We start from the raw sequence: 16,025 nt of genomic DNA, 5'->3' as shown, positions 1-16,025 counted from the left end.
GCGAGCGGAGGCAGGGAGAGCGGGCGACGGAGGCGGGTGCGAGAAGGCGCCCCTTCGTCAGGGGTGCTCAGGCCGCCTGTACCGACTGCGGGGCGGTGGCCCACTCCAGGACGAGCCGCCGGTACTCCTCGCGCTGCTCGCCGCTCAGTGTCCCGCCCGCCCGGAACCACAGGGCCCGGATCTCCTCGTTGACCTCCGCCGCCGATCGCTCGGACACGGGTTCAACAGTGGTGGACATGGTGTGAAGCATACGGCTCCCCCCGTGAAGGCCATGTGAGTAATCACGAACGATTCAGACATATGGGACAGTGTCGCTGATCACGTCCATCTGCCTGATGCCGGCCGGTAGTTCATCGGTCGGCCGCCCCCAGCACCAGCACCTGGATGGCGAGCACGGCCGCTCCGCGCGCCCAGTCGTGGAAGTCGGACACCTTGGTCTCCAGGTCGACCGCGGCGGCCAGCGGATGCCGGTGGGCGCGGATCGTCTCCCGCACCGTCTCCCCCGCGACGTCCATCAGACCGACGCCCTCTCCGGCGAGCAGGATCTTCTGCGGCATCGCGAAGTTGGCGATCTGCGCGACCAGCGTGCCCAGGGCGCGTGCCGCCTCGTCGACGACGCGGGCGGGCATCGGGTCGCCGGCGGCGGCGAGGGCGAGGATCTCCTCGTAGGTCCGTTCCCGTCCGGTGGCGGCCTGCACCTGGTAGCGGATGCTGGGGATGGCCAGCAGCGAGACGGCGCTGCCGCGCTCTCCGTCCGGGGTGAGCGGGCCGTTGGGGCTGAGGATCCAGTGCCGGCCGAACCCGCGGTCCTCCTCGGCGTAGGGCACCCTTCGGCCGCCGAGGACCAGTCCGTAGCCGATGCCCGCGCCGATGGTGAGGACGACGAAGCGGTCCAGGCCGCGCCCCGCGCCGAACCAGGTCTCGGCCTCGACCAGGGCGGCGACGTCGTTCTCGACGACGACCGGCAGCCCGGTGCGCCGCTCGACCAGGTCGGCGAGGGGAACCTCACGCCAGCTCAGATAGGGCGACTCCGCCACGACGGCGCGATGGCGGACGAAGCCGCCGACGCCGATGCCGATCCCGGCCGCTCGGGGGTGGGCGCGAGCCAGCTCCCCGGTCATCTCGGCCACCAGGTCCGCGACCGCGTCCGGATCGTGCGTGGTCAGCGGGCGGTCCAGGCGGGCGACGATGTCGCTGCGGAGTGTGGTGACGACGCCGTAGACCATGTCTTCGGTGATCTTGAAACCGGCGAAGGTGCGGGACTCGGCGACGACGGCCAGCGGTTGGGAGGGGCGCCCCTGGCGCACCTGTGCGTCGCCCGAACCTCCACCCTCGGGGACCTCGACCAGCAGGCCGGACTCTATGAGCGGCTTGGTCAGCCGGGTGAGGCTGCCCGCGGACAGGTCCAGTCGCCGCGCGAGGTCGGTGCGCGAGAGCGGTCCGTGGACGAGCACCTCGATCGCCACCGACCGTTCGCCGGGGCTCAGCGGCAGCCAGCTGCCGGCAGCTGCGGTCATCCGGGCCAGACTCCCTGTTTTCTTCCGCCTCAAAACCAACAGGGCCACTCTATGCGCAGAATGGCCCCATCGAAAGTTGTCGCGCCGCCCCCTTGACGGCAGGATTGTTCCGCCACAAAAGTAAGTGCGATCTTCTCCCAGCGAAGGGCACGCACCTCATGACGTTCTCGCTCGGCATCGTCGGCGCCGGCCAGTTCTCCGGCCAGTTCGCCACGCTGTTCCAGGCCCACCCCGGCGTCGAAGACGTCTACGTCACCGACCTGCTGCCCGACCGGGCCGAGCAGCTCGCCGCCGCCCAGGGGCTGGCGGGCACCTTCCCGTCGTACGAGGCCATGCTGGAATCGCCGGCCGTCGACGCGGTCGCGATCTTCACCCAGCGCTGGACGCACGGCCCGCTGGTGCTCCAGGGCCTGGCGGCCGGCAAGCACGTGTACTCCGCCGTCCCCATGGCGATCACCACCGAGGAGATCGCGGCGATCATCGACGCGGTCAAGGCGACCGGACTGACGTACATGATGGGCGAGACCAGCCAGTACAACCCGGCGACCGTGCACGCCCGCAACCAGATCGCCGACGGCGCCTTCGGGCGGCTCTTCTACGCCGAGGGCGACTACGTCCACGACATGGACCTGGGCTTCTACGACGCGTACCGGTACAGCGGGGGCGAGAACTGGAAGGAGACCGCCAGCTATCCCCCGCTGCTCTACCCCACGCACTCGGTGGGCGGGGTGCTCGGGGCCTGGCAGACGCACGCGGTGAGCGTGTCCGCCATCGGCGTGGTCGACGACCGCGGTGACGGTGTGTTCGACAAGGACGTCAGCCAGTTCGGCAACGACTTCTCCAACGCCAGCGCGCTGTTCGAGGTCGCGGGCGGCGGATCGTTCCGGACCAACGAGTTCCGGCGGGTCGGCTACCCCTCGCACATCAGGGAGTCGCGGTTCCGGTTCTTCGGTACGGACGCCAGCATGGAGCAGTTGGCCACGGTGGCGCTGTGGCAGGACAAGAAGGGGGTGCAGGACATCAGCGAGCTGCTGGAGCCCAAGCCCACGCTCTCCCCCGACGACCCCTCGCTCCAGCACATCGCGCCGGAGCTGCGGGCCGCCTTCACCTCCGGTTCGGCGCCGGTGCACGACCGGGCCCGACTGCCGCGGGCCTTCGACGAGCTGCACAACGGTCACGAGGGCAGCCACCACTTCCTGGTGGACGACTTCGTGACCGCGGTCGACACCCGCACCCTGCCGTCCGTGAACGCGTGGGTGGCGGCCCGCTACACCCTGCCGGGCATCATCGCGCACGACTCCGCGCGGCAGGGTGGGGCACGGCTGGAGATCCCGGACTTCGGGGACGCGCCCGAGGCGTGACCCGCCGCGGCGGGCCGGGTGCCGTCAGGTGCCCGGCTTGCGGCCGTACACGAAGACGTCGTCGCCGTTCTTCAGCAGCGACCAGTACTTCTTGGCGTCGGTCTTGGTCATGTTGACGCAGCCGTGCGAGCCCGGCGGGTTCCACATGCTGAGGCCGACCGAGTGGAAGGCCTGACCGCCGTCGAAGAACTGGCTGTAGGGCATGGGCACGTTGTAGAGGTTCGAGACGTGGTCGATGTCACGCCAGTAGACCTTCTTCAGGCCGGTGCGCGTCTCGTAGCCGTTGCGTCCGGTGCGGACCGGCACGGGACCATAGACGAGCCGGCTGCCGTCCTGGATCCAGCTGAGCTGGAGCGTGAGGTTGACGCAGGCGATACGGCCCTTGTTCGTCGGGCACCTGCCGTCCTTGTTGGGCTTCTTGCCCACGGCCTTCTGCTTGTTCATGAGGTCCATCACGCCCCAGGTGACGGACCCGGCGTAGCCGATGTTCGGCGTGATGCCGTGCTTGGTCTGGAAGGCCCGGACGGCCTTGCAGTCGGCGGACGACTGCCGGCCGTCCACCGGCCGGCCGAGGAACTTCTCCACCTGCTTCTGGTACGGGCCGGCCTGCGTCGTACAGCTCGCGGCCTGCGCCGGTGCGGCGGTCAGTGCGAGTGTGAGCGGGGCCACCAGCGTGGTGATCCCCAGCGCGACGGCGCCCCGTCTGCGTATGTCCCCCATGGCGGGTTGTCCTCTCCTGCGTCCTGCGATCTCTGCCCACTAGACGGGCGCCGCGGGACAAAAGTTGCCCGGTCGACCGACGTCGCGACAAAACGGTTACATGAGGCGGCAGACCCGCCGCGTCGCCATCGGTCCAGTTCTCCGCGAGTGGACCGCGCCGTCGGGCGAGTCCCGTGCCTAGTGCCGCAGCAGGCGACGTTCGCCCCGTCGCGACGCCCGGCACGCCCTCTCGCCGCACCGGCCGAAAGCCCACGTACGACCAGTACGAGGACTTCCGGCCGGCCCGCCGCGAGCACGCACCGGACGCCGCTCCTGCACAGGCAAACGCTGCCCGCCACGGCACTAGGCTCCGCCGCATGCACCCCGCGCTCGCCGGCGATCTGTCCCGGCTTCCCGAACTCCTGCAGTCCGCCCGTGACCTCGCCGTGCGCGAGGTCGCCGGCCTGGCCGAGCGGCCCGCCGTCCACGTCGGCGAGGCGCCCGGCCGCTCGCCCCTCCCGGCCGACGGGGCCGGTGCCGAGGGCGCACTGGCGCGGTTCGCCGAACGCTGGGCGCCGGGCTTCTCCGGCTCGGCGGGGCCGCGTTACCTCGGGTTCGTGACCGGTGGCGCGACGCCCGCGGCCCTCGCCGGGGACTGGCTGACATCCGCGCTCGACCAGAACGTGTCGGGGGCGGTCGGCTCCTGGGCCGCGGCACTGGAACACGAGACGGTGAGCTGGCTGCGCGAGTTGTTCGGGCTGAGTGAGCGGCATCACGGGGCGTTCGTGTCGGGGGCGGCCATGTCCAACACGGTGGGGCTGGCCGTCGGCCGCGCGTGGGTGGGCGAGCGGCTGGGAGTGGACGTCTCGCGGGCGGGCGCGGCCGCCCTGGGCCCGGTGGACGTGCTCTCGGGGAGTCCGCACTCCAGCGTCGGCAAGGCACTGTCGGTGCTCGGGATCGGCCGGGACCGGCTGCGGCTGGTGCCCGTCGCGGCCGGCGACCGGGAGGCCGTCGACGTCGAGGCGCTGGACGCGGCGTTGACGGAGCTGGGCGGCCGGCCCGCGATCGTGGTGGCCAACGCGGGCACCGTGAACACCGTCGACTTCGACGACCTGCGGGCGATCGCGGCGCTGCGAGAGCGGCACGACTTCTGGCTCCACGTGGACGCCGCGTTCGGCGGCTTCGCCGCGCTCTCCCCCGATCACGCGCACCTGGTCGACGGGCTCGACGCGGCGGACTCGGTCTGCGTAGACCTGCACAAGTGGCTGAACGTGCCCTACGACGCGGCCGTCCAGTTCACCCGCCGCCGCGACCTCCAGGTCGCCGTCTTCCACAACGCCTCGCCGTATCTCGGCCCGCCCACCGACGATCCCGACTTCCTCCACCTCACCCCCGAGAACTCCCGCCGGCTGCGCGCGCTGCCCGCCTGGGTCTCGCTGATGGCGTACGGCCGGGCGGGGCACCGCGAGATCGTCGAGCGGAACGTGGAGCTCGCGCGGCGCCTCGGCGAGGGCGTCGACCGGACGCCGACGCTGCGACTGCTGGCGCCGGTCCGGCTGAACGTCGTCTGTCTCACCCTCGCCGACGACCCCACGCAGGAACGGGTCGACGCGCTGGCGGCGGCCGTCGCCGCCTCCGGGGAGACGTTCCTGACGCCCACGGTGTACGGCGGGGTGCCCGCGCTGCGCGCCGCGTTCAGCAACTGGCGCACCACCGAGGAGGACACGCGGCGGGTGCTGCGCGCCCTCGGCTCGGTGCGGCTGCCGGGGGCGGACGGCGGCTGAGGGGGTCCGCCGCCGTCAGACCTCCTCCCGGCGTCGGGTCGCCGCGTGGAATCCGGTGTTGACCGCGGTGAGGCCGCCGTCGACCGTCAGGGCGGTGCCGGTGATCCAGGCCGCGTCACGCGAGGCGAGGAAGGCGACGGCGGCGGCGATGTCGTCCGGTTCGCCGACCCGCCCCAGGGGGTACAGCTCGCCGATCGCCTCCAGTTCGGCCTCACGCCCCTCCCATGCCGTGGTGCGCACGGTGCCGGGCACGACGAGGTTGACACGCACCCCGCGCGCGGCCGCGTGCCCCGCGAGGGTACGGGTCAGCGAGCCGAGGCCCGCCTTGGCCGCGCTGTAGGCGTGGTTGCCGAAGTCCTGGAGCCCGTTGACCGAGCCGATACCGACGACCGCGCCGCGCCCGGTGGCGGCGAGGTGCGGAAGGGCGGCCCGGCAGCAGCGGTAGGCGCCGGTCAGGGTGAGGTCGAGGTCGCGGGCCCACACCTCGTCCGGTTCGTCCTCGAAGAGGGGCGCGTCCGGGGAGCAGCCGTAGGCGTTGTTGACCAGCACGTCTAGCGCGCCGAAGGTGCCGACGGCGTACGCGACCGCCGCCTCGACGGAGGCCCGGTCCGCCACGTCGCAACCGAACGCCTCGGCGCCGAGCCCCTGTCCGCGCAGCGCCGCCGCGGTCCGCTCGGCCGCGGGCAGGTCGACGTCGGTCACCAGCACCCGCGCCCCCTCCCGGGCGAACCGGCCCGCGGTGGCGGCGCCGATGCCGCGGGCCGCGGCGGTGACGAGGACGGCGTACCCCTGGAATCGTGGCTCCTGAATCGGTGTCATGGCCTATCGATACCCGGTGACGTCCGCGGGCCTGCCCGCGTCCTGCACCTCGACGAGGTAGCGCCAGGCGTCCGGGCGGCTGCCGTCGAGGTCGGTGAAGCCGTACTCCGCGGCGAGGGCGCCGCTGGAGAGGGAGCGGCCGTTCCAGCGCGCCACGTCGGGGTCGGCCGCGAGGGCGGCGACCGCGCGGCCGACGTAGCGCGGCGTCTCGGAGATCGCGAAGTGCGGTGAACGCTCGACGGCGTCCCGCCAGTTCTCCTCGCGCACGCCGTGGTGGTCGAGCATGAGCTCGGAGCGCAGCCAGCCGGGGGTGAGCGCGACGGCGGTGGCGCCGCGGGGCCCGAGTTCGTGGCCGAGGGCGAACGCCATCCGCAGGACGGACGCCTTGGCCAGGTCGTAGAAGAAGTTGACCCGGTAGGTGTCGCGGTTGTAGTCGGCGGTTCCGTCCGTCATCTCGACCACCAGTCCGCCGGGGTGGCGCAGCAGCAGGGGCAGGGCGTGGTGGCTGGTGATCGCGTGCGTCTCGACGGCGAGGCGCAGCAGTCTGAGCCCGTTGTCGAGGTCGTGGTCCCAGACCGTGGTGTCCCACTCGAAGAGGTTCTCGCCGCCCCAGATGTCGTTGACGAGGACGTCGAGGCGGCCCTGTTCGTCCGCGACGCGGTCCACGAGCGCGCGCACCCGTGCCGGGTCGAGGTGGTCGGTGGGTACGGCGATGCCGTGGCCGCCTGCCGCGGTGACCAGGTCGGCGGTGTCCTCGATGGTCTCCGGGCGGTCGTACTCCGAGCGCCGGGCGCGGGTGCTGCGTCCGGTCACGTAGACCGTGGCGCCCGCCGCGCCTAGTTCCACCGCGATCCCCCGCCCCGCTCCGCGCGTGGCCCCGGCGACCAGGGCGACCTTGCCTTCCAGCGGTGCGGACATGTCCGACCTCCCGTGCTCCTACGACCGACGTCGGGTTCGAGGGTGACGGGTAAGCCGGACATCTCCTGTCGCCTTTTCTCGACGATCACTCGGCCGGGCGCACCGTGCGGGTGCCCGCGGGCTCAGTGCCCTCGGGCGATCCACTCCTCCAGGTGCGGGGCCTCGTCGCCGATGGTCGTCGGGTCGCCGTGGCCGGTGAGGACCTTCGTCTCCGGCGGGAGGGGGAGAAGACGGTCCCGGATCGAGTCGATGATCGTCGGGAAGTGGGAGAAGGAACGGCCGGTCGCGCCGGGGCCGCCCTGGAAGAGGGTGTCGCCGGTGAACACCGTGGCCAGCCCGGGGTCGTACAGGCAGACCGCGCCGGGCGCGTGGCCGGGCGTGTGCAGCACCGTCAGATCGGCGCCCGCGGCCTCGATCACCAGACCGTCGGCCAGATGGGCGTCGGGCTCGCGGTCCGGGTGGGTGAGCTTCCACAGCGCCAGGTCGTCGGGGTGCAGCCAGATCGTGGCACCGGTGAGGTCCGCGAGGGCGGGCGCGGCGTCGATGTGGTCGTTGTGGGCGTGGGTGCAGATGATGGCCGTGAGGCGGCGGTCGCCGACGGCCTCGGCGATGGCCTCGGCATCATGGGCGGCGTCGATGACGACGACCTCTCGGTCGTCACCGACGATCCACACGTTGTTGTCGACGTCCCAGGTGCCGCCGTCGAGCGTGAACTGCCCGGAGGTGACGAGGCGTTCGATGCGGGCGGCCATCAGAGCACCACCACCGAACGCAGGACGTCGCCCTGGTGCATGCGCTCGAACGCCTTCTCCACCTCGTCGAGCTGGATGGTCTCGGTCACGAACCCCTCGAGGTTCAGGCGGCCCTGGAGATGGAGGTCGATCAGCATGGGGAAGTCGCGGGAGGGCAGGCAGTCGCCGTACCAGGACGACTTCAACGCGCCGCCCCGGCCGAACACGTCGAGCAGCGGCAGGTCCAGCTTCATCTCCGGGGTCGGTACGCCGACCAGGACCACCGTGCCGGCCAGGTCGCGGGCGTAGAACGCCTGCCGGTACGTCTCCGGGCGGCCCACCGCCTCGATGACGACGTCGGCACCGAAGCCGCCGGTCAGTTCGCGGATCGCCTCGACCGGGTCGGTGTCGCGGGAGTTGACGGTGTGCGTGGCGCCCATCGTGCGGGCGGTCTCCAGCTTGCGGTCGTCGATGTCGACGGCGATGATCTTCGCCGCGCCGGCCAGGTCGGCCCCCGCGACGGCCGCGTCGCCGACTCCGCCGCAGCCGATGACGGCGACGGTGTCGCCCCGGCCGACGTTACCCGTGTTGATCGCCGCGCCGAGGCCGGCCATCACGCCGCAGCCCAGCAGTCCGGCGACCGCCGGGGAGACGGCCGGGTCGACCTTGGTGCACTGGCCGGCCGCGACCAGGGTCTTCTCGGCGAACGCGCCGATACCCAGAGCCGGGGAGAGCTCCTGGCCGGTCGAGGCGAGGGTCATCTTCTGCTCGGCGTTGTGGGTGTCGAAGCAGTACCAGGGCCTGCCACGCAGACAGGCCCGGCAACGACCGCACACCGCACGCCAGTTGAGGATCACGAAGTCGCCGGGTGCGACGTCGGTGACCCCGTCGCCGACCGACTCCACCACGCCGGCCGCCTCATGACCCAGCAGGAAGGGGAAGTCGTCGTTGATACCGCCCTGCTTGTAGTGCAGGTCGGTATGGCAGACACCGCAGGCCTGGACACGTACGACGGCCTCTCCGGGGCCCGGGTCCGGCACGACGATCGTCTCGATCCGGACCGGCTCGTCCTTGCCCGGTGCGATCACGCCGCGTACTTCCTGCGCCATGGTGCTCAACCCTTTCGTCGACGGGGTTCCGTCCCGCTCCGACCCTACGCGTGACTGATCGGTAAGGGCACGGTCCGGTGCCCCCGTCGCGTCGTTCACCCCGGCCGCCGCGCCGAGGTGCCCCGCCCGCTCCCCGCCCCAGGCCGATCCCTCGGGCCGACGTGACCCCTACGCAACGACAGGAAGAGCTTCTCCAGGCGGGCTTTCACCTGCTCCCCATCGGTCCGTCCGACCGGTGAGGAGCACCTTGACATCCTCCCCTCCCTGAAGGAGGGGATTCCTGGCTCCTTCGCGGTAGCCCTGGGAGGCCGCCTGTCCCTTCACCGGGCGGCGACGGGCCATCATCCGCTGGTAGCGGGCCAAACGCTGTGCGGCGTTCTTGCCGTGCCGGGCGTGGGGGAGGTCGTGGGCATCGGATGTGGTGGTGCCGGTCTCCCTGACGCCCCAGTCCACGCCGAGGACACGGCCCGTGGCAGGGAGCGGCTGGGCCTGGACGGCGACGACGAACGACGCGTACCAGTGTCCGACGCTGTCGCGGTACACGCGTACCGAGGACGGCGCGGCGGGCAGTTCTCGGGACCACACCACGGTCAGGGCGATATCCCCTGCGAGGTACAGACGGCCGTCCTTCAAACGAAAGCCCCGCACGATGTAGTTCAGCGTGGGCTGCGCCTCGCGCTTCTTCTTGTGCCGGGGCATACCCGCGCACTGCCGCACGGGCAGTCGCTTCCCGATGTCCTTGACGGCCTTGGAGTGGGACTTGGCGAAGTCCCGGATGGCCTGCTGCTGCGGCACCGAGGCGCCCTCGCGCAGCCATGGCGTACGGGTGCGGGCCTCGGTCAGCATCTTGTCGAGTTGCGCCGGGCCGCACGTCAGCCTGTCCTCGGGGTGCGCCCGGTTGGCGGCTTGCACAGCGCGGGATTTGGCGACGCGCTCGTTCCAGATCCACCGGCAGCGGTCCCACTCGGCGAACAGGGCAGTGCGGGCGGTCGACGACACGCGCAGCCGGCAGGTATACCGGGCATGCCCGGTATCCTCCGCCGTTCTCCACGGTGTCGCCATGGCATCATTTTATCCTGGCAGATGAGACGCGGATCTCTCTCCGCCTGCCAACCAACCTGCCTACACACGCCGTGTTGAGGAGACGCACGCCGACCGGCGCTCCCTCAACTCCGAGACCGTCCACCTGCTCGAGGTCGCGCTCGGCCCGGCGGGTGGAGACGGCCAATCGCCCTGACGGCGATCACTCAACCCCACGCCCCGCTACCCGGGAGCTTCGAATCCTCCCCGGCCTGAAGGCCGAAGCAACCTCCTCGAACGGAGCACCGTGACCATCGCGCAGACGCAGCCTGGGCCGCCCCCGTGGCGGCTGCTGCTGGGATACGTACGGCCGCATCGCTGGGCCCTGTCGGCCGGCGCCCTGCTGTCCCTGGTCACCGGCGGCACGGGGCTGCTGCTGCCGCTGGTGGCGCGCGGCCTGATCGACGACCTGGCGCACGACCGGACGATCACCGGAGCGCTGCTGGCGATGTCGGGCCTGGTCGTCGCGAACGCGGCGCTGGGCGCGCTGGGTTCGTACGTCCTGCGGCGCACCGCGGAGTCTGTGGTGCTGGGCGCCCGGCGCTCCCTGTCGTCGTATCTGCTGCGGCTGCGGATACCGGCCGTCGACCGCAGCGAGCCGGGCGACCTGATGGCCCGCATCACGTCCGACACCACGCTGCTGCGCGAGGTCACCACCGACTCGCTGGTCGGCCTCGGCACCGGCGGGCTCACGCTCGTGGCGACGGTCGTGCTGATGGGGCTGGTGGAGCCGGTGCTGCTGGCGGTCACGCTGGCCGTCATCCTCGGCGCGGGCCTGGTCCTGGGCCTGATCGTGCCCCGTATCAACCGGGCCAGCCGGCAGGCCCAGGACGCGGTCGGCGTGATGGGGGCCTCGCTGGAGCGGGTGCTGGGCGCGCTGCGCACGGTGAAGGCGTCGGGCGCCGAGCATCGGGAGGAGCGGACGCTGCACGACGCGGCAGAGGAGTCCTGGCGGCAGAGCGTCCGCGCCGCCAAGTGGGCGGCCGCCGCGGGCAACACGGCCGGACTGGCGATGCAGATCGCGTTCATCACGGTGCTCGCGGTGGGCGGAGCCCGGGTCGCGACGGACGCCGTCGACATCGGCACGCTGGTCGCGTTCCTGCTGTACGTCTTCTACCTGATGTCGCCCATCCAGCAGGTCGTGGGCGCGATCACCCAGTACCAGACGGGCGCGGCGGCCCTCACCCGGATCCAGGAGGCGCTGCTGCTGCCCGCCGAACCGCCCGCCCGTCCCGTTCCGTTGCCGTCCGCCGACGCACCGCCCGCGTCCCTCGCCTTCGACGACGTCCGCTTCCGGTACGCCGACGACCTGCCGTACGTCCACCACGGGGTGACGTTCGCCGTTCCGGCCCGGGGCATGACGGCGTTCGTCGGCCCGTCCGGCGCGGGCAAGACCACCGTCTTCTCCCTCATCGAGCGGTTCTACGACCCCGAGTCCGGGGTGATCACCCTGGACGGCCGGGACCTCGCCGACTGGGAGCTGCCGCTGCTGCGGTCGGCGATCGGCTATGTGGAGCAGGACGCCCCGGTGCTGTCCGGCTCGCTGCGCGACAACCTGCTGCTCGGCGCTCCGGAGGCGGACGACGCCGCCCTCACACACGTCGTGAAGACGACCCGCCTGGACGGTCTGGTCGCCCGGCTGCCCAAGGGGCTGGACACGCTGGTCGGGCACCGCGGCACCAGACTGTCCGGCGGCGAGCGCCAGCGGGTGGCCATCGCGCGCGCCCTGCTGCGCCGGCCCCGGCTGCTGCTCCTCGACGAGGCGACCTCACAGCTGGACGCGGTGAACGAGGCCGCGCTGCGCGACACGGTCGCGGACGTCGCCAGGACGACGACCGTCCTCGTCGTCGCACACCGGCTGTCGACGGTGACGATGGCCGACCGGATCGTCGTCATGGACGCCGGCCGGGTCCGTGCCGTCGGTACCCACCGCGCGCTCGTGTCGGCCGACCCGCTCTACGCGGAGCTGGCGGCCACGCAGTTCCTGGCGACCGCCGGCGACTGACCGCGCACGCGTAGGGCCGCGCACACGTAGGACCGCGCACGCGTAGGGCCGCGCACGCGTAGGGCCGCGCACGCGTAGGGCCGCCCACCCGGGGCGGCCCTCGACCGGTACCGGCGTCGTCCACCGGTACCGGGGCTCACTCGACCGCGGGGAGCAGTCCCGTGACGGGGGCGGCCAGGTCGGTGAGCTGATGCAGCTGGTTGAGGTCGTTGAGCTTGCCCAGCCCGGACAGCTGCTCACGGACCGAGGGGACCTCGCGCCGGTACTCCGCGGGGATATCACTCGTGGCCAGCGAGTCCAGCACCGCGATCGGGCTCAGCTTGCCGTCGGCCGGAGCGGTCGCCTCGGCGGCGTTCGCGAGCGGGGCGGCGAAGCCGGTGACCCCGGCGGCGAGGCAGGCGGCGGCGACGATGCGTCGAGTGGAGATCATGCCCGGAGCAACGGCACGGGGCGCCACCGGACACGGCCCCGCCGCTCCGCTCACCCGTCAGGGGGACCGCCCCCGCAGCGCTTGCCGAGCCCGCGACGGCGGAGGACGCTCGGAGGTGAGGCCCTTCGCGGCCCGCACCTCCGTCGGGCCGCGGCCCTCGAAGGAGGTCACCATGGGCACCGCGGCAGGCTCCGCCTTCGACACCGACACCCTGCGCCAGGGCATCGAAGGCACCACAGCGGCGCCGCTTCTGGCGCTCTACGCGGACGACGCCGAGATACGCGTCATCGACCGCAACACCCAGCCGAGTCACCCCAAGGTCCTGCACGGCCGTGACGAGATCGGCGCGATGCTCGACGACGTCTACAGCCGCGACATGACCCACAAGCTGGAGCGCTGCGTGGTCCAGGGCGACAGCGCGGCCTTCAGCGAGTCCTGTCGGTATCCGGACGGGGGGCGGGTCCTCGCCGAGTCGATGATCACGTTGCGCGACGGCAGGATCAGCGAGCAGATCATGATCCAGGCATGGGACGAGTAGCGAAGCGAGCGGCGAGGGTCCAGGTCTCCTCCCGGCTGACCTGGACCTTCTCGGCGCGGGCGACACTGGGTACGGGCCACTCCCGGCGTCCGCGACCGGTGTCCGCGGCGGGTCTGCGCGCGTCCGCCGCCCTGCTGCGTTCGGTGCTGCGCGCGGCGCGCGGCCGGACGCTTCCGCCGCCGGACGCGCCGCGCGTCAGGCACGGCCGACACCGCTGAGCGACGCCGCCCCACCGGACCGGGCCGGGCGACCCGACCAGACCCGGCAGGCAGCCTGCGGGAGCACTCTTCGGGAGCGGGTCCTGGCCCCCGTACGGCCTCGGCTAGGCTGACGGCGGGTCGTGACTGGCGCTGAGGTGGAGCACCACCGGGGAGCGGCCCCGGAGAAGTCGAATGCCGTGCGCCTGGGCGATGAGGTCAACCTGCTCAGGAGTGGATCATGACTCAGGCCCGGCTCATGGACGGCACCGCGCCCGCCCGGCGCATCGTGGAGGAGACCGCGGCGCGGGCGGCCTCCCTCACCCGGCGCACCGGTTCGGCCCCCTGCCTGGCGACGGTGCTGGTCGGCGCCGACCCCGCGTCCGTCACCTACGTCCGGATGAAGCAGAACCGCTGTCGCAAGGCGGGCATCGACTCGCGCCATGTGGAGCTGCCCGCGAGCACGACCACCGAGGAACTCGTCGGCACCCTGCGGGAGCTGTCCGCCGACCCCGCCGTGCACGGCATCCTGCTCCAGCACCCGGTCGGCGACCACATCGACGAGCGCGCCGCGTTCGAGGCGATCGCACCGGAGAAGGACGTCGACGGCGTGACCTTCGCGTCGTTCGCCTCGATGAGCTTCGGCCTGCCGGGATTCGTGTCCTGCACGCCCGGCGGGATCATGCGCCTGCTCGACGAGTACGGCGTCGACCCCGAGGGCAAGCGCGCCGTCGTCGTGGGCCGCAGCGCCATCCTGGGCAAGCCGGCCGGCATGCTGCTGCTCGCCCGGAACGCGACGGTGACGTACGCCCACTCCCGCACCCGGGACCTCTCGTCGGTCGTCCGCGAGGCGGACATCGTGGTCGCCGCCGTGGGCCGGCCGCGGTTGGTCAAGGGCGCCGACCTCAAGCCCGGCGCCGTCGTCGTGGACGCGGGTTACAACGCCGGGAACGTCGGCGACGTCGACTTCGACTCGGCGCTGGAGCGGGCCTCGCTCATCACCCCGGTGCCGGGCGGCGTCGGCCCGATGACCATCGCCACGCTGCTGGAGCAGACCGTGGACGCGGCCGCCCGACAGCTCGGGGTGTGATCAGCGCATCCAGGCGCTGTACTCCATGACATCGCCGGCCCGCACGCCGTACTCGGGCTGGTCGGCGGTGAAGGTGGCCTCCAGTCCGAGGACGGCGCCGGTGCCTGGGTCCATGATCAGCATCCGGCGGGCGCCCGCGGCCTGGTACACGTACGCCTGGCCGCTCCGCCCGAGCCGGTCCGTGACCTGTCCGGCGGGCCGCAGCCCCTCCGTGTCCGCCAGGACCCGGACGAGCGCCGCGCTCTCCCGGGCGCCGAGGGTCCAGTGGTCGAGCAACCGGCCCACGGCGTCGAGGAGTTCGGGAGTCGTCAGCGACTCGGCGTACGCGGACTCCAGGAGGTAGCCGCGCAGGTGCCGCGCGTCGTGCGGCGGGCGGGCCTCCGGCGGGGCGTCGCTCCAGGTCGGCGGGAAGGCCCGCCTGCTGATCACCCGCCCGTCCTCGACCGGGCGCGGCTCGCCGCCCGCGTCGGAGAGGACGGGACGGCCCGGGTGACGTGGGTCGGTCGCCACCACGAGTTCGGTGTGGCGGTCGTCCGCCGTCCAGCGCACGATGCGTTCCTCGGGGAGGGTGACCGGCGGCGCGTCGTCCGACATGCCGAGGCTCCACGACTGCACGTGCGTGCCCTTGAGCAGGGCCGGTTCGCCGTCCGCGGCCGCCGCCGCGGCCAGCTCGGCCAGCCGGTCCAGCGGAACGGGTGTGGAGCCGGCCCGGACGGTCAGCGGGCGCGGCGCGGCGACCGCGGGAGCGGTGGCCGGGCCGCCGAGCAGCAGGGCCAGCGCGGTCGCGGCGACGACGGCGGTCGTGGCAAGGCCCCAGGCCCAGGGGGCACGGCGGGAGCGGCCGGGGTCGGTCGCGTGCAGCAGCCGGTTGAGCTGCCGTTCGGCGCCGTGATCCAGCGGTCCGTCCCCGAAGTGGGGACCGTCGGCCGGTACCGGGTCGGCATCACGCAGCAGGTCGAGTTCGTCAGCCATGGCCGTGTTCCTTCGAGGAGTGCGCGCCGGCGGCGGTCGCGGGGCGCATGCGGTCGATCTCGGCTCTCAGCCGGTGCCGGGCCCGGTGCAGCCGCATGGACGCGGCCCGGGTGCCGCAGCCGAGGGCGACGGCGACCTCCTCGACACCGAGCTCCTCCCAGGCCGTCAGGCGCAGCACCTCCTGGTCGGCGGGCGAGAGCCGGGCCAGCGCCTCGTGCACCCAGCCGCCGGGGGCCTCGGTGTCGGGCCCGGCCTCGATGTGCCGTCGGTGTGCCGTCTCGTCGTTGCCCAGCCGGTCGAGAAGCCGACGGCGGCGTCCGTGGCCGCGCACCGTGTTGGCCAGGCAGTTGCGTGCCACGCCGTACAGCCAGGGCAGCGGGGACGGCGGCAGGTCGGACCGGCGGCGCCAGGCGATCGTGAACACCTCCGCGACCACTTCCTCGACCTCGTGCGTCCGCCCGGCCAGTCGCCGCGCCACGTAGCGGCTGACCGCCCAGTAGTGCTCGCGATAGGCAGCGGCGAAGTTCTCGTCGTTGCTCATGTCCCGTTCGTGTCCGGCACCCTTGCGATCGTCACACCCGTTCCCTGTGACGCTCCTCGCCTCGGTCGAGTGTGACGTGCGGGCCGGGCGCGGACACAGGCGGGGCATGAGGAACCTCAGATGGCTCACCACCACCGATCACAAGACGATCGGCACGCTGTATCTCGTCACGTCGTTCGCGTTCTTCTGCATCGGCGGTGTGCTGGCTCTGGTCATGCGCGCCGAGCTGGCCCG

16 protein-coding genes, 1 pseudogene and 1 riboswitch are annotated in these 16,025 nt (G+C 72.5%); of the genes and pseudogenes, 6 read left to right on the top strand and 11 right to left on the bottom strand.

Translation table 11 applies throughout. The features are described 5' to 3' along the window. Nucleotides 1–67 precede the first annotated feature (67 nt). Nucleotides 68–250, bottom strand: coding sequence for a hypothetical protein (locus tag ACFV0T_RS21715; RefSeq protein ID WP_385781456.1), 183 nt, complete (start codon nucleotides 248–250; stop codon nucleotides 68–70). 100 nt (nucleotides 251–350) lie between these two features. After that, entirely contained in the window at nucleotides 351–1,517 is a 1,167-nt protein-coding gene (locus ACFV0T_RS21710; protein ID WP_385781455.1) for an ROK family protein, read from the bottom strand. Nucleotides 1,518–1,675: 158 nt separating this feature from the next. On the opposite strand from ACFV0T_RS21710, the gene ACFV0T_RS21705 reads away from it, so the two are divergent. After that, nucleotides 1,676–2,878: a Gfo/Idh/MocA family protein gene (locus ACFV0T_RS21705; RefSeq protein WP_385781452.1), complete on the top strand. Its 1,203-nt coding sequence runs from the start codon at nucleotides 1,676–1,678 to the stop codon at nucleotides 2,876–2,878. A gap of 24 nt (nucleotides 2,879–2,902) precedes the next feature. Here the strand turns inward: ACFV0T_RS21705 and ACFV0T_RS21700 are convergent, their stop codons facing one another. Then, nucleotides 2,903–3,598, bottom strand: coding sequence for a L,D-transpeptidase family protein (locus ACFV0T_RS21700; protein WP_385781449.1), 696 nt, complete (start codon nucleotides 3,596–3,598; stop codon nucleotides 2,903–2,905). 356 nt (nucleotides 3,599–3,954) lie between these two features. Here ACFV0T_RS21700 and ACFV0T_RS21695 point away from each other — a divergent pair, with 356 nt between their 5' ends. Then, entirely contained in the window at nucleotides 3,955–5,361 is a 1,407-nt protein-coding gene (locus ACFV0T_RS21695) for a pyridoxal phosphate-dependent decarboxylase family protein (protein ID WP_385781447.1), read from the top strand. A gap of 15 nt (nucleotides 5,362–5,376) precedes the next feature. Here the strand turns inward: ACFV0T_RS21695 and ACFV0T_RS21690 are convergent, their stop codons facing one another. The 5 genes and pseudogenes from ACFV0T_RS21690 to ACFV0T_RS21670 all read right to left on the bottom strand — a co-directional run. Continuing rightward, nucleotides 5,377–6,180 (bottom strand): SDR family NAD(P)-dependent oxidoreductase, encoded by an 804-nt coding sequence (locus tag ACFV0T_RS21690; protein ID WP_385781445.1) that lies wholly within the window; start codon nucleotides 6,178–6,180, stop codon nucleotides 5,377–5,379. Between the two features lie 3 nt (nucleotides 6,181–6,183). Further along, complete coding sequence (locus ACFV0T_RS21685; protein ID WP_385781442.1) at nucleotides 6,184–7,098, bottom strand: SDR family oxidoreductase; 915 nt, start codon at nucleotides 7,096–7,098, stop codon at nucleotides 6,184–6,186. Between the two features lie 122 nt (nucleotides 7,099–7,220). Next, nucleotides 7,221–7,850, bottom strand: a complete 630-nt coding sequence (locus ACFV0T_RS21680) for an MBL fold metallo-hydrolase (protein WP_385781441.1) — start codon at nucleotides 7,848–7,850, stop codon at nucleotides 7,221–7,223. Beyond that, nucleotides 7,850–8,938: an S-(hydroxymethyl)mycothiol dehydrogenase gene (locus ACFV0T_RS21675; protein WP_385781439.1), complete on the bottom strand. Its 1,089-nt coding sequence runs from the start codon at nucleotides 8,936–8,938 to the stop codon at nucleotides 7,850–7,852. Before ACFV0T_RS21675 ends, ACFV0T_RS21680 begins: the two co-directional genes overlap by 1 nt. A 288-nt stretch (nucleotides 8,939–9,226) precedes the next feature. After that, a pseudogene (locus ACFV0T_RS21670) lies at nucleotides 9,227–10,000 on the bottom strand (RNA-guided endonuclease InsQ/TnpB family protein); the annotation flags it as partial. A gap of 265 nt (nucleotides 10,001–10,265) precedes the next feature. Between ACFV0T_RS21670 and ACFV0T_RS21665 the strand changes: the two are divergent. Next, entirely contained in the window at nucleotides 10,266–12,023 is a 1,758-nt protein-coding gene (locus ACFV0T_RS21665) for an ABC transporter ATP-binding protein (protein ID WP_385781436.1), read from the top strand. Nucleotides 12,024–12,159: 136 nt separating this feature from the next. Here the strand turns inward: ACFV0T_RS21665 and ACFV0T_RS21660 are convergent, their stop codons facing one another. Further along, nucleotides 12,160–12,453, bottom strand: coding sequence for a hypothetical protein (locus ACFV0T_RS21660; RefSeq protein WP_385781433.1), 294 nt, complete (start codon nucleotides 12,451–12,453; stop codon nucleotides 12,160–12,162). A 172-nt stretch (nucleotides 12,454–12,625) separates the two neighbouring features. Here ACFV0T_RS21660 and ACFV0T_RS21655 point away from each other — a divergent pair, with 172 nt between their 5' ends. From ACFV0T_RS21655 to ACFV0T_RS21645, 3 genes are all read left to right on the top strand, one after another. Next, nucleotides 12,626–12,991 carry a nuclear transport factor 2 family protein gene (locus ACFV0T_RS21655; RefSeq protein ID WP_385781430.1) on the top strand — a complete coding sequence of 122 codons (366 nt, stop codon included), beginning with the start codon at nucleotides 12,626–12,628 and terminating at the stop codon, nucleotides 12,989–12,991. Then, a complete protein-coding gene (locus tag ACFV0T_RS21650; protein WP_385781428.1) occupies nucleotides 12,979–13,209 on the top strand; it encodes a hypothetical protein in 231 nt (76 codons plus the stop codon). The genes ACFV0T_RS21655 and ACFV0T_RS21650 overlap by 13 nt, the downstream gene beginning before the upstream one ends. A 112-nt stretch (nucleotides 13,210–13,321) precedes the next feature. Next, nucleotides 13,322–13,407: riboswitch (ZMP/ZTP riboswitch) on the top strand. A gap of 22 nt (nucleotides 13,408–13,429) precedes the next feature. Next, a complete protein-coding gene (locus ACFV0T_RS21645; protein WP_385781426.1) occupies nucleotides 13,430–14,278 on the top strand; it encodes a bifunctional 5,10-methylenetetrahydrofolate dehydrogenase/5,10-methenyltetrahydrofolate cyclohydrolase in 849 nt (282 codons plus the stop codon). Here the strand turns inward: ACFV0T_RS21645 and ACFV0T_RS21640 are convergent, their stop codons facing one another. Together ACFV0T_RS21640 and ACFV0T_RS21635 are read right to left on the bottom strand one after the other, a co-directional pair. Next, on the bottom strand, nucleotides 14,279–15,250 hold the full coding sequence (locus tag ACFV0T_RS21640; protein WP_385781424.1) for a CU044_5270 family protein: 972 nt from the start codon (nucleotides 15,248–15,250) through the stop codon (nucleotides 14,279–14,281). After that, nucleotides 15,243–15,791, bottom strand: a complete 549-nt coding sequence (locus tag ACFV0T_RS21635; protein ID WP_385781421.1) for an RNA polymerase sigma factor — start codon at nucleotides 15,789–15,791, stop codon at nucleotides 15,243–15,245. The genes ACFV0T_RS21640 and ACFV0T_RS21635 overlap by 8 nt, the downstream gene beginning before the upstream one ends. Nucleotides 15,792–16,025: the final 234 nt, after the last annotated feature.

It is taken from the genome of Streptomyces sp. NPDC059582 (assembly GCF_042735715.1).
Classification (GTDB): domain Bacteria; phylum Actinomycetota; class Actinomycetes; order Streptomycetales; family Streptomycetaceae; genus Streptomyces.
Note: the sequence above shows the minus strand (reverse complement) of the source record. Positions and strands in the feature narration are given on the sequence as shown.

What these genes read in the sequence shown, in the direction of transcription:
- ACFV0T_RS21690 (WP_385781445.1), bottom strand. Translation starts at nt 6,180, where the DNA reads ATGACACCGATTCAGGAGCCACGATTCCAGGGGTACGCCGTCCTCGTC.
- ACFV0T_RS21675 (WP_385781439.1), bottom strand. Translation starts at nt 8,938, where the DNA reads ATGGCGCAGGAAGTACGCGGCGTGATCGCACCGGGCAAGGACGAGCCG.
- ACFV0T_RS21650 (WP_385781428.1), top strand. Translation starts at nt 12,979, where the DNA reads ATGGGACGAGTAGCGAAGCGAGCGGCGAGGGTCCAGGTCTCCTCCCGG.
- ACFV0T_RS21660 (WP_385781433.1), bottom strand. Translation starts at nt 12,453, where the DNA reads ATGATCTCCACTCGACGCATCGTCGCCGCCGCCTGCCTCGCCGCCGGG.
- ACFV0T_RS21695 (WP_385781447.1), top strand. Translation starts at nt 3,955, where the DNA reads ATGCACCCCGCGCTCGCCGGCGATCTGTCCCGGCTTCCCGAACTCCTG.
- ACFV0T_RS21640 (WP_385781424.1), bottom strand. Translation starts at nt 15,250, where the DNA reads ATGGCTGACGAACTCGACCTGCTGCGTGATGCCGACCCGGTACCGGCC.
- ACFV0T_RS21685 (WP_385781442.1), bottom strand. Translation starts at nt 7,098, where the DNA reads ATGTCCGCACCGCTGGAAGGCAAGGTCGCCCTGGTCGCCGGGGCCACG.
- ACFV0T_RS21705 (WP_385781452.1), top strand. Translation starts at nt 1,676, where the DNA reads ATGACGTTCTCGCTCGGCATCGTCGGCGCCGGCCAGTTCTCCGGCCAG.
- ACFV0T_RS21700 (WP_385781449.1), bottom strand. Translation starts at nt 3,598, where the DNA reads ATGGGGGACATACGCAGACGGGGCGCCGTCGCGCTGGGGATCACCACG.
- ACFV0T_RS21710 (WP_385781455.1), bottom strand. Translation starts at nt 1,517, where the DNA reads ATGACCGCAGCTGCCGGCAGCTGGCTGCCGCTGAGCCCCGGCGAACGG.
- ACFV0T_RS21715 (WP_385781456.1), bottom strand. Translation starts at nt 250, where the DNA reads ATGCTTCACACCATGTCCACCACTGTTGAACCCGTGTCCGAGCGATCG.
- ACFV0T_RS21635 (WP_385781421.1), bottom strand. Translation starts at nt 15,791, where the DNA reads ATGAGCAACGACGAGAACTTCGCCGCTGCCTATCGCGAGCACTACTGG.
- ACFV0T_RS21655 (WP_385781430.1), top strand. Translation starts at nt 12,626, where the DNA reads ATGGGCACCGCGGCAGGCTCCGCCTTCGACACCGACACCCTGCGCCAG.
- ACFV0T_RS21645 (WP_385781426.1), top strand. Translation starts at nt 13,430, where the DNA reads ATGACTCAGGCCCGGCTCATGGACGGCACCGCGCCCGCCCGGCGCATC.
- ACFV0T_RS21680 (WP_385781441.1), bottom strand. Translation starts at nt 7,850, where the DNA reads ATGGCCGCCCGCATCGAACGCCTCGTCACCTCCGGGCAGTTCACGCTC.